This window comes from Rhizobium aouanii, assembly GCF_037002925.1.
Taxonomy (GTDB): domain Bacteria; phylum Pseudomonadota; class Alphaproteobacteria; order Rhizobiales; family Rhizobiaceae; genus Rhizobium; species Rhizobium aouanii.
The window spans coordinates 45415-58562 of record NZ_JBAMYD010000007.1 but is presented as its reverse complement, the minus strand read 5'-3'; the positions used below and the strand labels follow the sequence as shown (position 1 = coordinate 58562).

Here is a 13148-nt window from a genome sequence, read left to right as displayed (position 1 = left end):
CCCACAACCTGGAGCCTCCCATGCTCGTCCATAACTGGCGGCGCGTTCTCGCGCGCTCCCTGTCGCTTTGGTGCGTCTACTTCGCGGGAGCCTTTGAACTCGCGCCGTACATCGTCCCGTATCTCGATGGCTACATCCCGCCGTGGCTGTCGATCGTCCTCCTGCTGCTTTCCGTCCCGGCTCGAATAATCGATCAGAGGCTTTCCAATGGCAAATAGAATGAAGAAGGGCAGCGCGGTGGCTGCAATGGCTGTTGCGCTCGTTGGTTCGCTTGAAGGGCTGAGGCAGAACGCCTATCCCGATCCGGCGACTCGAGGTCAGCCCTGGACGATCTGTTATGGCAGCACGAACGGGGTAAAGCCGGGGGACCGGAGGACCGTCGAGCAGTGCAAGGCGCTTCTATCGCTCGAGCTCCAAACCTATGCGGCCGGGATAGAGCGCTGCGTGCGCGTCACCCTGCCAGATGCCCGTTTCGTGGCGCTGACCTCCTTTGCCTATAATGTCGGCGTCAAGGCTGCTTGCGGCTCGAGCGCGATCAGGCTCATTAATGCCGGCAAGACCGCTGAAGGCTGCGAAGCTCTCCTGAAGTGGAACCGCGCCGCGGGCATCGTCTTCCCGGGCCTGACTCGCCGCCGGCAGAAGGAACGTCAGTTCTGCTTGGAAGGCCTGTGATGCTCTCCCTTATCCCCGACGTCATAAAGCTGCCGGTCGCCATCGCCCTCGGCGCCGTCCTTGCCTTTTACCCGGCACGCTGGCTTGGGCAGTCCGAAGGCAAGCAGATGGCCGCAACAGCTGCCCTCACGAAATCCGTTCAGGTTCTGCGCGAAAGGAACACGATCGATGATGAAGTTTCCACTTCTGATGCTGGCGCTCTGTGCGCTGATCTCGGGCTGTCAGACGACGACAAAGCAGAATGTGTGCGACGGGTTCTCACGCCTGACGCCGAGCCTGCAGACGTCGGTCACGATCCTGAAGACCGATCGGCCGTTCGCAAACCAGATTGCCAGCCATAATAAGTTCGGCGCCGCTCAAGGCTGCTGGGAGTAGACGCCGATGATGAATGCAATTTCGCTCGCCTTGACGAACCCGATGCTGAATGCCGGGGGCGGAAGCGGCGGTGATCCCGACCGTTTCATGTTCTTTGCCACGCGCAACCGCATGCCCTCAGGCAACATCGTCACTGCAGCGGCCGGCACCGAATATGTGTGCAGCAAGATTGTCGTCAACACGCCGCAATATAAGACGCGGACCTTTCGCTTCCATCTTTCAGGCTCCGCCTCGACGGAGGGGGGCAACTCTCCACAGGAAACAATCGTGACCGGCACGATCGGCACACCGGGAAACTCGGTTGTCGTAGACGCGATGTTCATGCGAGCGCTTGACGGTGTCTTCCGCCAATTGCAGTTCAATGCGTCAAACACCACGACCGTCGCCGACCAGACCAACGGCATATGGACTGATCCTCTAACCACCCCAGACATCGATCCTGAAAGCGCGATCGAACTATGGACCTTCTATCATACCGCCGTCAGCGAAAAGATTTGGCCGGTCTACCGCGTCCAGAAGCACCGGGGCGAACGCGTATGGGGCGCAAGTGACTTCGCAACCCTGCAAGCGTTCATGTCTACGCCGGATGCCGACAGCACAGCCTCTCTCGATACAAGCTATGGCACGCAGGCGCAGCCGCAGTATTACGGCCCTGACTTCATGGTTGCGAAGGGTGACTGGGACGGGCGGCCGATCGCCCTTGGCTTTGTCGACAGTCTGGGGGAAAGCCGGCAGGAATTCAGCTCAGCGGCCGATACTCGCGGCAATCTCGGATGGTTCCGGCGCTGGCTCGACAAGGACGGCGGTCCCGGACGCATCCCGCATTGTTTGATTGGTATGCCGGGCGCCGGATCGGTCCGCGAATATACTGGTAGCGGTTCGTCGATCGCGACCCGACGACGTGACGTCATCCGGGAAATCATCGCCTTCAACGGTGGCGAATGGCCCTTCACGGTTGTTGCGAACCAGTTGGGGCAGAACGACGTATCCACCTCGTACAACACGTGGTTCAACACCAACTACCGTTCGAACGTTACCCGCGTACGCGCTGAATATCCTGGCGTTCGCATCGTCGCGTTCCCGCCGCTGGGGCGCACCGATATCCAGAAGACCATCACCCTTACGTCGGTAGGGACCGTGGCAACGGGCACGATAGCCGCCGGAACCATGGGCCTCGTCAGCGGGCAGACTGTCAGCATCACCGGGGCAACGCCGACCGCTTACAACGGCAACGTCGTCATCACCGTCACAGGTCCGAACACCTTCACTTACGATTTCGCGGGCGGAACGTCGCCGGCGACTGGAACAATTCGCCTTGGCGACCTGGGATTACGGGTTGAGTTTCAGGCCTATTCGGCAAACAATGTCTGGCCGGCTGATGGAACGGACGCGTCTGGAAAGTGGCGGCTGCACGACGATATAATGGCGCAGACGTCGACCTGCTGCGACGCGGCAATCGATACTTACGCAGCTTGGGTGTCGCCGTCTAAAGGCGGTGCGTGGCCGAGCATGCTGGAGCTTCCCAGCACCACGCTCACGGTCCAGGCCGGCACGGATGGTATTGCGACCTACAACTCTATCACCGTGGCGGACGCGAGCTTCCTTCGACCAGAGCAAACGATAAACCTCTATTCCGGACCTGACGGCGTTGCGCGCCTGAGCACCCAGATCATTGCCAGCATTGTTGGAAACGTGATCACTTACCAGGGCACAAGTGCGGTTGTGATGCCGATTGGAACGGTGGTGCGTCCGGCTGCGGCGATCGGGGAAAGCACGCCGGCGTCCATGGTGCACCCCCAGCCCGTCATGATTGACCGCATCGCCAACGGGGTTTCCCAATCCGAAAAGCTGAAGTTCAATCCATAGACAGGCAGGCGTCGATATAATGGCATCCAATGACGACATCCTTCGCGCGCTCGGTCGGGTCGAAGGCAGATTGACTGGTATCGAGGACAGCGTTTCTCACCTTCGCGACGAGCTGAGTGACGAGAAGGATAATGCTCACGAAAGCCGGTCCGTAATTCACCGGCGCCTTGATGAGCAGGCAAAGCAGATCTACCGCTTTGACACGACGGTCGCCATCAGCGCCGGGGTAGACGCGCAGATCCGAGAGGAAATCAAAACCCTCAAGGAGACCGTCGAGAAGAACCACGAAGCGGTCGCTCCTACCCTTGAAGAGTGGAAAAAAATGAAAACCCTCGGCTACGGCATCTCAGGGCTCATTGCCTTTGCCGGCCTAACCGTCGGCGGGGTTGTCGCCTATGTGAGCGACGGCGCCGTGGCGGCGCTTCGTCACTGGTTGAAGATCAACTAAGTATGCTGCTCTACTATTCGCTTGGTACGTCTCCACATCACTATTGGGAGAGAGACGGCGCCGATCTGTCTGTTCTTACGCCAAATCAGCTTTCGGAGCTGAAGTAATTGGGAACACATAAGCATCGCGCAAGTTACGATCGTGTAGAAGAGGCGAGGACTGGAGTCGAAAAATAGCCACAATTGTCGCAGGGCCAAAATCGGGTCTAGACCGGACCACAATCGTAGGGTATCGTCGTATTCAAGAATATGGGAGAGTTGACAAGCGGAAATTTTATGCTAAGGCGCGCTGAACGCCTTTAATTTGCCGCGTACACCTCACATATTAACGAATTCTTAAAACCTTTGAACAATGGTGAATCAGAGGTTTTCTGCAGAGAGGCCACTAAATGGAGAGCATGTCTATGACCAGCATTGAGGATTGCCTGCATCCTGAACGCCCAGGCATGAAGCTCGTCAACGTAAAGTTTTTCAGGGGTGATAACCGCTATATCACGCCAGAGGAATTCCGTGCGAAGCTTTGTGCCGCCGCCGAATTCCAGCGCGCAAACCCACATATTCGCAGGGGTGAAGCTCCGCGTAGTACAAAACCTAAGGTAAATGTACGAGAGCGTGTTGCAAATTTGTAATCCTTGCTTCAAATAAAGAATCAATGGAAGGGCTCTTTCATAAGAGCCCTTTTTCGTATCTAGAGCAGGCACATGGACGTCAGAGATCTCATAGCGCATTTTTCGGTTGCCGAAATTGTACCAATTGACGTCCAGGATGACGTTGTGGTTCTCCTGCAACAACATACCAACTTTGACGTGTTCTTCTGGCCGATGCCCGATGACGTCATCGATGTAGGCATCTACCGGGGTATGATGGTCCAATGGGAAGACATACCCTTCGGCGATGAGCAGATCCGGACACATATAAGTGTCCAATATGCTGACAGCCTGCCTACTTCTTGGCAGAGACTCATATGCTGCAAGGAATTAATCCATATTTTGGATGCGATCGAACATCGCGTGAGCAATGAACTCGCGTTAAACCGCTTAATTGAAAAAATTGTGCTTCCACCCGACATGGTTGATGTTGCCGATGGTGCGCGGGTCTGGAGCGATCGTCTTGCGATTTGGAAGGCCCTTGCAATCCTTTTCCCTTGGGCAACCAGAGAACTGTATCTCGCGCCATACCAAGATGACAAAATCTCGCTCGCAGAAATTGCAGATGAAGTCGATTTGCCAATTGAATATGTTGCCCTAGTAATGGACGATAGTTGGGCCGAAGCTTATCACAATATAAGTAAATTCTAGATGCAAGTGAGTATTGGTTGATAGACGGGACGCGTTCGGACGATTGATGTTCAGGTGCACCAGTCGTTCCGCTTCTTCGGGCTCCATGTCCTTGCAAAACCTTCGCCGAGCAACTTCTTGCCGATCTCTTCTCCATTCGTTCGATAGATGTTGACGAGCGGTCGGTGCGACGGCGTCTTGTCGACTGCGCCGCTCATTACGACACGCAATCCTTTTTCCGCCAAAAGCTCTTTCAGACGGCCCTTGGCGATCAGCGCCATTTTCCGTTCCTTGATGCACTTCGCGTGCGATCCGATCTCCGGTGTATCGATGCCTGAGACGAACGGAACACCTTCCCCCAGCAGTCGCATGTTCTGCCCATCGCATTTCACCGTGTCGCCGTCGACGACGGTCAACGATGTGCAGATAATCAATCCTGCAATCATCGCAGTATCTATTCGTTCGTCGCCATGATTGGCTCGCCCCTCGGAATGCTTCGCATCATCGCGAGCAGCTCTTCCATATATTCCCTTGCCTGCTCACAGCCTCCTATGAGCGCGCTTCGTTGGTCTCGATCGTCGATTGCGTGGGCCGCCATCTCAATCAAGCGGAGCTGGTCTCTGAGACTATTGCCCTTATCGATTAGGTCTATTCGCTGATGCATAAAATCTCCCGAAAACTGCCTCAACCGCTGAGGCTTTAGAGCGCCGATCGAGCTATCGGCAGCGCCTCCGCATATAAGGCCTTCTCGCTACTTCGAGCCGCGAGCTTCATCCAGGAGCGTATTAGCCACGATACCGGTGATCTCCTTGTGGTAGATGCCAAAATGCTGAAGGCTGAAGAGACCATCTTCCTTTCCGTCGGAAAGACCGGCCCGCTTCAAATGTAAAAGAAGGTCGCTCCGAGAAACATAACAGCCCAGCGTCTTGGTCCATATGTATAGTTCGTTGAAGGCCCCAAGACCCACCAACTCATTGGCCGATCGAAATAAATCAACACAGAGCGTTGACGTCTCCGAAAGCTCCCACAGTGCATACTCAGATGTGGCAGTGATCCGATGGATACGAACGCTATCGGTAGTGTTCATCTCCTTTTTCAGCCAATCCATTACTGTCGGAGAGTTCCGTGGGATTCGGCTATCAAAGCTCTCCCAATACGCAAGTCCGGCCTGGGCGAGTGCTCTGCGATCAGCAACATCCATTGGCGTCATCCCAAAGTGGGTAGCGGACATTACTGCCTTGTCGAGTTCAAGCGTACTCGCTGCTGCGGGTACAGCAAAGCAGAATGCCAGCACAACTATCAGGATTCTCATTTCCAGACCTCGCGACGGGCTCATGCTGACCCATCCACATCGCCGTCTTCGTCCAGCTGGTGCACCGGCAGATAGGTATTCTTCTCCATCCACTCCCGGACGATGAACCTGATCATGTCGTTACGCGTCTTGCCGAGCTCGCCGGCTAGGTCGCGCAAGGCGTCCTCGACGTCATCCTCCATCGAGACGGCGCCGGCGTTGCGCAGCCGTAGCGCGGCCCGACGAAGCATGATCTGCAGATCCGCTCGCGAAATATCTGCGATGCGGTCGGCGGCGTCCTCGAGGAGGGCGGCGGTGTCGGGCGAGGTCATCAGTGGGTTCACTTCATATGAAACAGGCCAGAAAACATTGGTCTGAGCTAGCCTCAAGGGCTGATGGTTGAGCATTTTCCGCCAGTGATCGAAGGGGTGTTCTGCCCAGAACGGTCATCATCTATGTAGCCTAAGCTATACACTTCAACATATCGCAGTTTGGCAAAATTTATTATCATTCCCCAGCCCAATCCCCCGCAAGAAATCTGGTCGCTAAGCATGCCGTTATCAAACTTTAAGCGGCTGCAGGTGAATTGAACGTCATCCTTACCGATCTGCTTCACCTGATAAATTAAAGGGTCGCTGGCCGGAGCTGTAATTGCGTATTGCGTCGCGCCTGTTTTGAACTTCACGCCCTGCCATTGTCCGTCAACGAATCTGAGACCTCCAGCAACATCCTCAACACATAACAGAGTTTCCGCGTGGGCAGGAACTGCCCCTGCCAAACCTAAGCTGATTGCCACGGCGATCAGTCTACGCCAGTTAAACAGGCTTGATTTCACGGATGACCCTCAGTTTGCCCGCTACTAACATTGCAGAATTCGGTTCGACGTCAAATTGCATGTTAATGTATCGTTAACGCAGCTTTAGAGTGCATGCCTCTTCAGGCCGTAGCCAAACCCTTTTCCACCGTTTGCTCCATGCTCGCACAGGGGCCTGTGGATGTTATGGCTTCCGAAAGCCTCACGTGAACTCCTCTGAACGAGACAGACCCGGCCACCTGTATCAAGTCCTCATCTCGATAACTGACCTGAGGAACAGACGATGCAGGAAAACATTCGGCCACTAGCCCCCGTTGGAATCTCAGGGTTAGAGCCCCAGGCCCCGCCGACAGGTATGCCAATATTCGAACTGATAAAGCCGACAGACCTTTATGTGGACCCCGCCTATCAGCGGAACATCAGCGAGAAGGGCGCTCGCCAGATCAGGCGCATCATCGAAGGCTTCGATTGGGTAAAATTCAAACCTCCAATTTGCGCATACTCGCAGTGCGACGGGCAGACGATCCTCAAGGTTCTGGACGGGCAGCACACGGCGATCGCCGCGGCGTCGAACCCGCACATCGACAAGATCCCGGTCATGATCGTTGAGGCAGAAAGCACCGTAGCTCAGGCGAGGGCCTTTATCGGCCAGAATACAGACCGTCTCGGTGTGACAACGCTGCAGCTTCACCAGGCAGCATTGGCGGCTGCAGACGAGGACGCCCAGACATTGGAACTCGTCTGCACCAGAGCTGGCGTGAAGGTTTTGAAGACCACCAACGCGTATACTGGAACCGGTAGCCGTCAGACGATTGCGATCAAGCAGATTGAGGCGCTAGTCAGCCGGCGCGGCCCGAAGCTCGCGCGTGAAATATTGGAGGTCTTGGCAAGTGCTGAACGAGGTCCGTTGACAGCCCCGCAAATTAAGGCTGTCGAGCTGCTCCTCACCGACGAGGAATACTGCGACAAGATCACGCCAGAAGACCTGACCGATGCCATCATCGACCTGCTATTTACGGCAGAGGATGAGGCGAAGCTCTTTGCCGCCACTCACAAGGTGCCATTTTGGAGGGCCCTCGGGATCACGTGGTTCAGGAAATGCAAAAAGCGAAGGGCCATCGTCAAGCAGGCTGCCTAACGACCGTTTCGTTCACCCTTACTTGCCGCGGCGTCGTCGTTGTCTGCCGCGGCAGCTTTCCGAGTTTTTTCAAGATATTGCTTGATGGCCCGTTTCAATTCGATCTGCCACGTTCCCAGGCTGATCTCCGTCCGTTCATGCTGTCGGCTGTTGTGACCAGAACGGACCTCCGCTACCATCTGTTTTCATTGCATAAAATGCAATTTTTAGGGCTCTGAGAAGAGCCTTTTTTATGGGCGTGGTAGCACATTGGTAGCAGCGGCAAACGTGGTAGCGAGGGCCGAAAACTGTCCGCTCTGATCTGCAGGATTCGCGCCAACGGCGAGGACAGGCCTATCTGTAGAGCGTCAATAGCAATAGAGGCATCTTCGTCGCCCAAAAGTGAGATGCGACAGCGATAATAATAGCCCATACGGCGAGCGAGAACATGACCGCCGCTAACCTGATCCCGACTGGCTGCATCATTTCCTCCATCCCAGCATAACCGTGCCTCCTCGCACGATCCTATGCTAGCAAGATGCAGGCCTGTCAGCTATCGCAAGAAATTGGTACCCAGACAGGCGCCGCAGAGCGCAGTCGGTGAAGGTGCACAGATTTCGGTGATGCGGCGCCCTTTCCCTATCAATCAAACGATGAAATGAAAGTTGTCGTATTGCGCGCCGTAATAATCCGGGCCGCTCGTTTCGTTGATGACGGGTTCGGTGTCGAGCACGAGAGAGTCGATTTCGCCGTAGGCGCTGAGATCGATCACTTGCGGGTCATGAATGCTGTCGGCGGTGACGTTGACCGTGACCAAGAATACGGTATCGCCGTCCAGCTTACCTTCGATCGTCAGAACATTGTCATAGTCCGACGTGCCGTTTGCGACACTGAATTGCTCGATCTGAAAGTTGCCGCCATCGGCGGCTTGGATGGGTGTCCAGAACACGCCTCCTCCCAGATAGTGGTTGCCATCCGCTTCCTCCCGCACAGTCGCGTCGTCACCATCGTACCAAGCGCCCCAATCGAAGCCTTTGTAGCCCGTCGGGAAGTCGTGGTTGCCGACATCCTCGAAATTGACGAAGACGTCGCCGCGTTCCGGCAGGTCGACCGCGATGTTGAGCAAGCCGAAGTCGGTGGCGCCCTTGCCATCCGAGATCTTGAAATTGAACTGGTCGACGAGTTGGTCTCCCGGGCCGAGCGCTGCTACCACCGGGTTGGTGTGATCGAGCTCATATGTGTAGTTTCCGTTGGAATAGACGGTCAGAGTGCCGTATTTTCCCTCGACTGTGGTGGTCGTGGCAGGCCCGTACGGATCGGCCGGTTGCGGAATTCGCTGTCCATTGACGAAGTTGAGACGTACCTGATCTCCGTCGGCATCCGTGGAACTGGTATTGTCCAGGATGTTGCCGTCGATCGGATTGTCGATGTTGAAAATAGGCTGGTATACGTCACCTGCGACCGGCTTGTGGTTTGCCATTTCTACCTCCCGTGTGATGTTTTGTTCGACTATGCAACCCTATAGGGTGTCTGGCAACCGAAATTGATGGAGCGTCAGAGCAATTCCACCGGTCAGCGTCACAGATTCCGGTCGATTACAGCTCAACTATGCAAGTAAAGGGAGCGGCATAAACGTCGATCCTGTTTATGAACCAGGATTTACCTCTGGTCTTACGTTGCTGCCGCTTCATCGATCATGGTGTTTCTCGCCTTTTCAGGCGATCCATCAACTCGGCCAGCGGAAAACTTTCGGGCAAGATAATAATGACCGGTCAATCACGACGTCGTCATGACGATATACTGCATGAATTGCTCGGCGCGCCAAGAGCAATCTTGAAGGCGAAAGGGGGCAATCAGCAGAGCCTGAGCTTCTGCCGATCATCCCATCAATGCAGGCCGCCGACCCCGAGCAGGCCCTCGACAGCCTCGTGATCCCTGGTGAGATTTTCCGGCGTTCCGGTCCAGGCCAGTCTGCCGCGTTCGAGAATGACGACCTGATCGGCGAAATCGAGCGCGCTCTGGATGCGCTGCTCGACCAGCAGGATGGTCATGTCTCCCGTCTTGGCGAGGTCGGCGAAGGCCGCCATCAGTTCCTCGCAGATAACGGGTGCCAGGCCCTCCAGCGGTTCGTCGAGCAGCAGGACGGAGGGGCGGCCGAGAATGGTGCGGGCCGTGGAGAGCATCTGCTGCTCGCCGCCGGAAAGCTGGCTGCCGAGGTTGCGGCGCCGCTCCTTGAGGCGCGGGAACATCGCATAGGCTTCCTCCAGCGCCGTTTTCGGCCGCGCCTTCAAGCCGACGAAAAGGTTTTCTTCGACCGTCAGCGTCGGGAAGACGCAGCGTGTCTGCGGCACATATCCGAGGCCCTTATGCGCACGTGCAGCGCTCGGTGCCGTCGTGACATCCGAATCGCCGAGGCGGATGTTGCCCTCGTATCGCCGGGTCTGGCCGGCAAGCGTTGCGAGCAGCGTGGTCTTGCCCATGCCGTTGCGGCCGAGCACGGCAAGCCGGGCACCTGCCGGCACGGAGAAGGAAATGCCTTCGAGCACTCTCGTCGGCCCATATCCGGCCGACAGGTTCTCTACCTCAAGCGACAGGGCTGGCATTGGCATAGCTCCCGAGATAGGCCTCGCGCACACGCGCATCCTTGGTGACGTCTTCCGGCAGGCCATCGAAGATGATCGCGCCTGATGCAAGAACGATGACGCGTTTGGCAAAACGGAAGACGAGATCCATGTCGTGTTCGATCATCAGCACGGCGAGATCGGCAGGCAGATCGGCGAGCGCCTGCTCGATGCGGCCGGTGTCGCTCTGCGGCACGCCGGCAGCCGGCTCGTCGAGCAGCAGGACTTTCGGCTTCAATGCCAGCGCCACGGCGATCTCGAGAAGCCGCTGCTGGCCATAGGCGATCTCGCTGACCTTGCGATGCATCAGGAAAGCCAGTCCGAGCTTGCCGAGGAGATCATCGACCTCGGCCATGACGTCGGGCATACGCAGGAAATTGCCGAACATGTGCCCGGTCTTTCCGTCGCGCTGAAGGACGGCAAGTCCCACATGTTCGGCCGGCGTCATGTCCTGGAAGAGCCGCGTCACCTGAAAGGAGCGGACAAGGCCGCGCCTGACCCTGCCGATCGCATTGACCTTCGTCACCACCTCGCCGCCGAGGCGAACCTCGCCGGAATCGGGCGGGAGATTACCGGTCACGAGGTTGACGAAAGTGGTCTTGCCGGCGCCATTCGGGCCGATCAGCGCGATGCGATCGCCAGGCGACATCGTGAGCGAAACATTATTGGTGACGGCAAGGCCGCCGAAGGCTTTCTTGAGATTGGCGACTTCGAAGACCGGGCTCATGAGCGCTGCTCCCTGCGGCGGCCAACGAAGGCTGCGGCCGTGCCATAGAGACCTTTCGGCGCAAAGAGCACGACGGCGATCAGCAGCGCGCCGACCATGGTCAGCCAATGGAAGGGATTGGCGGCGGAGACATAGTCCTCGAAGAGCATGAAGATGACAGTGCCGGAAAGTGCTCCGAAGAGAGAACCGGTGCCGCCGAGGACCAGCATGACAAGCGCTTCGGCCGACTGCGTGAAAGACAGGCTGTCGAGGCCGACGACCTGTGTCGAAATCGCGTTCAAGGCGCCGCCGACACCGGCAACGGCGCCTGATATTGCGTACATCCTGATGAGAGCTGCCTTCGGCGAAGCGCCCATGGCGCGGATGCGCAGCGGATCCTGCTTGATGGCGCGGCAGAGCATGCCGAAGGGCGAGCGGACCAGAAACCGTAGCAGCACGAAGACGATCAGCAGCAGCGCCATTCCGAAGAAGAAGGCGGTGTGACCGTAGAGATCGAATTCGAAGAGGCCGAAGACCGGGTCCGGCGCAATGCCGGAAAGTCCGTCGCTGCCGCCTGTCCATGACGAAGCCTTGTTGGCGAATTCATGGAAGAGGTTGATCAGCGCAATCGACAGCACCAGCTGCGGCAGTCCATGCGCACGCAGGATGATGGCGCCACAGAGCAGCCCGGCAATCGCGCCGCCGACGATGCCGGCCAGCATCATCAGCAGCGGATCATTGATGCCGTAATGCGCCGACAGGATCCCGGCGGCATAGGCGCCGGAGCCGAAAAGCGCTGCATGGCCGAGCGTTGCGACGCCGCAATAACCGGTCACGAGATCGAGCGACAGGACGAGCAGCGCGATCGTGATCATCCGGGTCAGAAGGGCGAGATTATCGGGGAAGGCGAAATAGCCGATCGCGGCAATGGCTATGATGACCGCTAGTCCGATAAGATCGTGGCCGATAAACCCGCGGCGATGCTGTAGACCTTCGTTTTCGTTGTTCATGACAAGCGCCATCTTATTTCGCCCTTCCGGCAAGGCCGCGCGGGAAGATGCAGATGATTGCGATCACGGCGAGATAGAAGAAGAATTCGCCGAATTCCGGCATCAGATACCGTCCTGTCGTATCGATCGCGCCCAACAGCAAACAGGCGATCAGTGCACCTGGAATGGAGCCCGCCCCGCCGACGGAGACGACGACCAGGAAGGTCACCATGTAGCGCAGCGCGTAATAGGGTTCGACGGGCAGGAGTTCGGCCCCGACCACGCCGCCGAAGGCGGCAAGTCCGACGGCAACGGCAAAACTCACCGCATAGATGATCTCGGTGCGCACGCCGAGTGCTGCAGCCATTGCCGCATCATCGACGGAGGCGCGCAGCTTGACGCCGAAGCTGGTCCTGTCGATCGTAAACCAGAGGGCGAGCGCCACGGCGAGGCCGCAGAGGATGACGAAAAGCCGGTGAACGGGAACGGTGCGGAAGCCGAGATCGGCCGATCCCTGCAGCGCACCGGCAAGCGGAATGGTCTTCAGCGTCGGCCCCATTGTATAATTGGCGATGCCGATGACGCAGAAGGTGATGCCGATCGTCATCAGCACCTGGGTCAGTTCCGGCGCGCCGTAAATCCGCCGGTAAAGAAAACGCTCGATCGGAATGGCGACGACGATCGTGACGACAACGGCGGCGAGAACCGCCACGGCATAACCGAGGCCGAGGTCGCGTGCGACATAGGAGGCGATATAGCCGCCGATCATCGCGAAGGCGCCATGGGCGAGGTTGACGACACGCATCAGCCCCATGGTTACCGAAAGGCCGATCGATATAACGAAGAGCACCATGCCATAGGCAAGCGCGTCGACGGCTATGCTGAAGACTGTCTGCATGGAAATACCTTGCTTCCAAGCGACGGGCTCGGCCTGATCGTACGCCAAACCCGTCGCATGTCTTGACGCTCGATG

At 57.3% G+C, this 13148-nt stretch carries 17 protein-coding genes; 8 read left to right on the top strand and 9 right to left on the bottom strand.

The annotated features are described in order from the left end of the window. Nucleotides 1-20: 20 nt before the first annotated feature. The 7 genes from V8P77_RS13900 to V8P77_RS13870 all read left to right on the top strand — a co-directional run bounded on the left by V8P77_RS13900 (nt 21) and on the right by V8P77_RS13870 (nt 4658). Nucleotides 21-218: a DUF7940 domain-containing protein gene (locus tag V8P77_RS13900; RefSeq protein WP_335912999.1), complete on the top strand. Its 198-nt coding sequence runs from the start codon at nt 21-23 to the stop codon at nt 216-218. Next, nucleotides 208-672, top strand: a complete 465-nt coding sequence (locus tag V8P77_RS13895; protein WP_335912998.1) for a lysozyme — start codon at nt 208-210, stop codon at nt 670-672. The genes V8P77_RS13900 and V8P77_RS13895 overlap by 11 nt, the downstream gene beginning before the upstream one ends. Nucleotides 673-840: 168 nt before the next feature. After that, complete coding sequence (locus V8P77_RS13890; RefSeq protein WP_335912997.1) at nt 841-1047, top strand: hypothetical protein; 207 nt, start codon at nt 841-843, stop codon at nt 1045-1047. Between the two features lie 6 nt (nt 1048-1053). Beyond that, nucleotides 1054-2913: a hypothetical protein gene (locus V8P77_RS13885; protein ID WP_335912996.1), complete on the top strand. Its 1860-nt coding sequence runs from the start codon at nt 1054-1056 to the stop codon at nt 2911-2913. A 19-nt stretch (nt 2914-2932) separates the two neighbouring features. Further along, entirely contained in the window at nt 2933-3361 is a 429-nt protein-coding gene (locus tag V8P77_RS13880) for a DUF1515 domain-containing protein (protein ID WP_335912995.1), read from the top strand. A gap of 403 nt (nt 3362-3764) precedes the next feature. After that, complete coding sequence (locus V8P77_RS13875) at nt 3765-3989, top strand: hypothetical protein (protein WP_221966337.1); 225 nt, start codon at nt 3765-3767, stop codon at nt 3987-3989. A gap of 72 nt (nt 3990-4061) precedes the next feature. After that, nucleotides 4062-4658 (top strand): hypothetical protein, encoded by a 597-nt coding sequence (locus tag V8P77_RS13870; protein ID WP_335912994.1) that lies wholly within the window; start codon nt 4062-4064, stop codon nt 4656-4658. A 50-nt stretch (nt 4659-4708) separates the two neighbouring features. Here the strand turns inward: V8P77_RS13870 and V8P77_RS13865 are convergent, their stop codons facing one another. The 4 genes from V8P77_RS13865 to V8P77_RS13850 form a co-directional block, all read right to left on the bottom strand. Further along, nucleotides 4709-5083, bottom strand: a complete 375-nt coding sequence (locus V8P77_RS13865) for a thermonuclease family protein (protein WP_335912993.1) — start codon at nt 5081-5083, stop codon at nt 4709-4711. A gap of 305 nt (nt 5084-5388) precedes the next feature. Beyond that, nucleotides 5389-5973, bottom strand: coding sequence for a hypothetical protein (locus tag V8P77_RS13860; RefSeq protein WP_335912992.1), 585 nt, complete (start codon nt 5971-5973; stop codon nt 5389-5391). Continuing rightward, complete coding sequence (locus tag V8P77_RS13855; RefSeq protein WP_335912991.1) at nt 5970-6260, bottom strand: CopG family transcriptional regulator; 291 nt, start codon at nt 6258-6260, stop codon at nt 5970-5972. Before V8P77_RS13855 ends, V8P77_RS13860 begins: the two co-directional genes overlap by 4 nt. A 53-nt stretch (nt 6261-6313) precedes the next feature. After that, a complete protein-coding gene (locus V8P77_RS13850) occupies nt 6314-6763 on the bottom strand; it encodes a hypothetical protein (RefSeq protein WP_335912990.1) in 450 nt (149 codons plus the stop codon). 262 nt (nt 6764-7025) lie between these two features. Here V8P77_RS13850 and V8P77_RS13845 point away from each other — a divergent pair, with 262 nt between their 5' ends. Beyond that, nucleotides 7026-7880, top strand: a complete 855-nt coding sequence (locus V8P77_RS13845; RefSeq protein WP_335912989.1) for a ParB N-terminal domain-containing protein — start codon at nt 7026-7028, stop codon at nt 7878-7880. A 625-nt stretch (nt 7881-8505) separates the two neighbouring features. Here the strand turns inward: V8P77_RS13845 and V8P77_RS13840 are convergent. From V8P77_RS13840 to V8P77_RS13820, 5 genes are all read right to left on the bottom strand, one after another. Then, nucleotides 8506-9339 (bottom strand): cadherin-like domain-containing protein, encoded by an 834-nt coding sequence (locus tag V8P77_RS13840; RefSeq protein ID WP_373694595.1) that lies wholly within the window; start codon nt 9337-9339, stop codon nt 8506-8508. Nucleotides 9340-9745: 406 nt separating this feature from the next. Then, on the bottom strand, nt 9746-10462 hold the full coding sequence (locus V8P77_RS13835; protein WP_335912988.1) for an ABC transporter ATP-binding protein: 717 nt from the start codon (nt 10460-10462) through the stop codon (nt 9746-9748). After that, nucleotides 10443-11207 (bottom strand): ABC transporter ATP-binding protein, encoded by a 765-nt coding sequence (locus V8P77_RS13830; protein ID WP_335912987.1) that lies wholly within the window; start codon nt 11205-11207, stop codon nt 10443-10445. Before V8P77_RS13830 ends, V8P77_RS13835 begins: the two co-directional genes overlap by 20 nt. After that, a complete protein-coding gene (locus V8P77_RS13825) occupies nt 11204-12208 on the bottom strand; it encodes a branched-chain amino acid ABC transporter permease (RefSeq protein WP_335912986.1) in 1005 nt (334 codons plus the stop codon). Before V8P77_RS13825 ends, V8P77_RS13830 begins: the two co-directional genes overlap by 4 nt. Nucleotide 12209: 1 nt before the next feature. Next, nucleotides 12210-13073: a branched-chain amino acid ABC transporter permease gene (locus V8P77_RS13820; protein WP_335912985.1), complete on the bottom strand. Its 864-nt coding sequence runs from the start codon at nt 13071-13073 to the stop codon at nt 12210-12212. Nucleotides 13074-13148 lie beyond the last annotated feature (75 nt).

What these genes read in the sequence shown, in the direction of transcription:
- V8P77_RS13865 (WP_335912993.1), bottom strand. Translation starts at nt 5,083, where the DNA reads ATGATTGCAGGATTGATTATCTGCACATCGTTGACCGTCGTCGACGGC.
- V8P77_RS13870 (WP_335912994.1), top strand. Translation starts at nt 4,062, where the DNA reads ATGGACGTCAGAGATCTCATAGCGCATTTTTCGGTTGCCGAAATTGTA.
- V8P77_RS13895 (WP_335912998.1), top strand. Translation starts at nt 208, where the DNA reads ATGGCAAATAGAATGAAGAAGGGCAGCGCGGTGGCTGCAATGGCTGTT.
- V8P77_RS13890 (WP_335912997.1), top strand. Translation starts at nt 841, where the DNA reads ATGATGAAGTTTCCACTTCTGATGCTGGCGCTCTGTGCGCTGATCTCG.
- V8P77_RS13860 (WP_335912992.1), bottom strand. Translation starts at nt 5,973, where the DNA reads ATGAGCCCGTCGCGAGGTCTGGAAATGAGAATCCTGATAGTTGTGCTG.
- V8P77_RS13875 (WP_221966337.1), top strand. Translation starts at nt 3,765, where the DNA reads ATGACCAGCATTGAGGATTGCCTGCATCCTGAACGCCCAGGCATGAAG.
- V8P77_RS13830 (WP_335912987.1), bottom strand. Translation starts at nt 11,207, where the DNA reads ATGAGCCCGGTCTTCGAAGTCGCCAATCTCAAGAAAGCCTTCGGCGGC.
- V8P77_RS13885 (WP_335912996.1), top strand. Translation starts at nt 1,054, where the DNA reads ATGATGAATGCAATTTCGCTCGCCTTGACGAACCCGATGCTGAATGCC.
- V8P77_RS13840 (WP_373694595.1), bottom strand. Translation starts at nt 9,339, where the DNA reads ATGGCAAACCACAAGCCGGTCGCAGGTGACGTATACCAGCCTATTTTC.
- V8P77_RS13845 (WP_335912989.1), top strand. Translation starts at nt 7,026, where the DNA reads ATGCAGGAAAACATTCGGCCACTAGCCCCCGTTGGAATCTCAGGGTTA.
- V8P77_RS13835 (WP_335912988.1), bottom strand. Translation starts at nt 10,462, where the DNA reads ATGCCAGCCCTGTCGCTTGAGGTAGAGAACCTGTCGGCCGGATATGGG.
- V8P77_RS13825 (WP_335912986.1), bottom strand. Translation starts at nt 12,208, where the DNA reads ATGGCGCTTGTCATGAACAACGAAAACGAAGGTCTACAGCATCGCCGC.
- V8P77_RS13820 (WP_335912985.1), bottom strand. Translation starts at nt 13,073, where the DNA reads ATGCAGACAGTCTTCAGCATAGCCGTCGACGCGCTTGCCTATGGCATG.
- V8P77_RS13880 (WP_335912995.1), top strand. Translation starts at nt 2,933, where the DNA reads ATGGCATCCAATGACGACATCCTTCGCGCGCTCGGTCGGGTCGAAGGC.
- V8P77_RS13900 (WP_335912999.1), top strand. Translation starts at nt 21, where the DNA reads ATGCTCGTCCATAACTGGCGGCGCGTTCTCGCGCGCTCCCTGTCGCTT.
- V8P77_RS13855 (WP_335912991.1), bottom strand. Translation starts at nt 6,260, where the DNA reads ATGACCTCGCCCGACACCGCCGCCCTCCTCGAGGACGCCGCCGACCGC.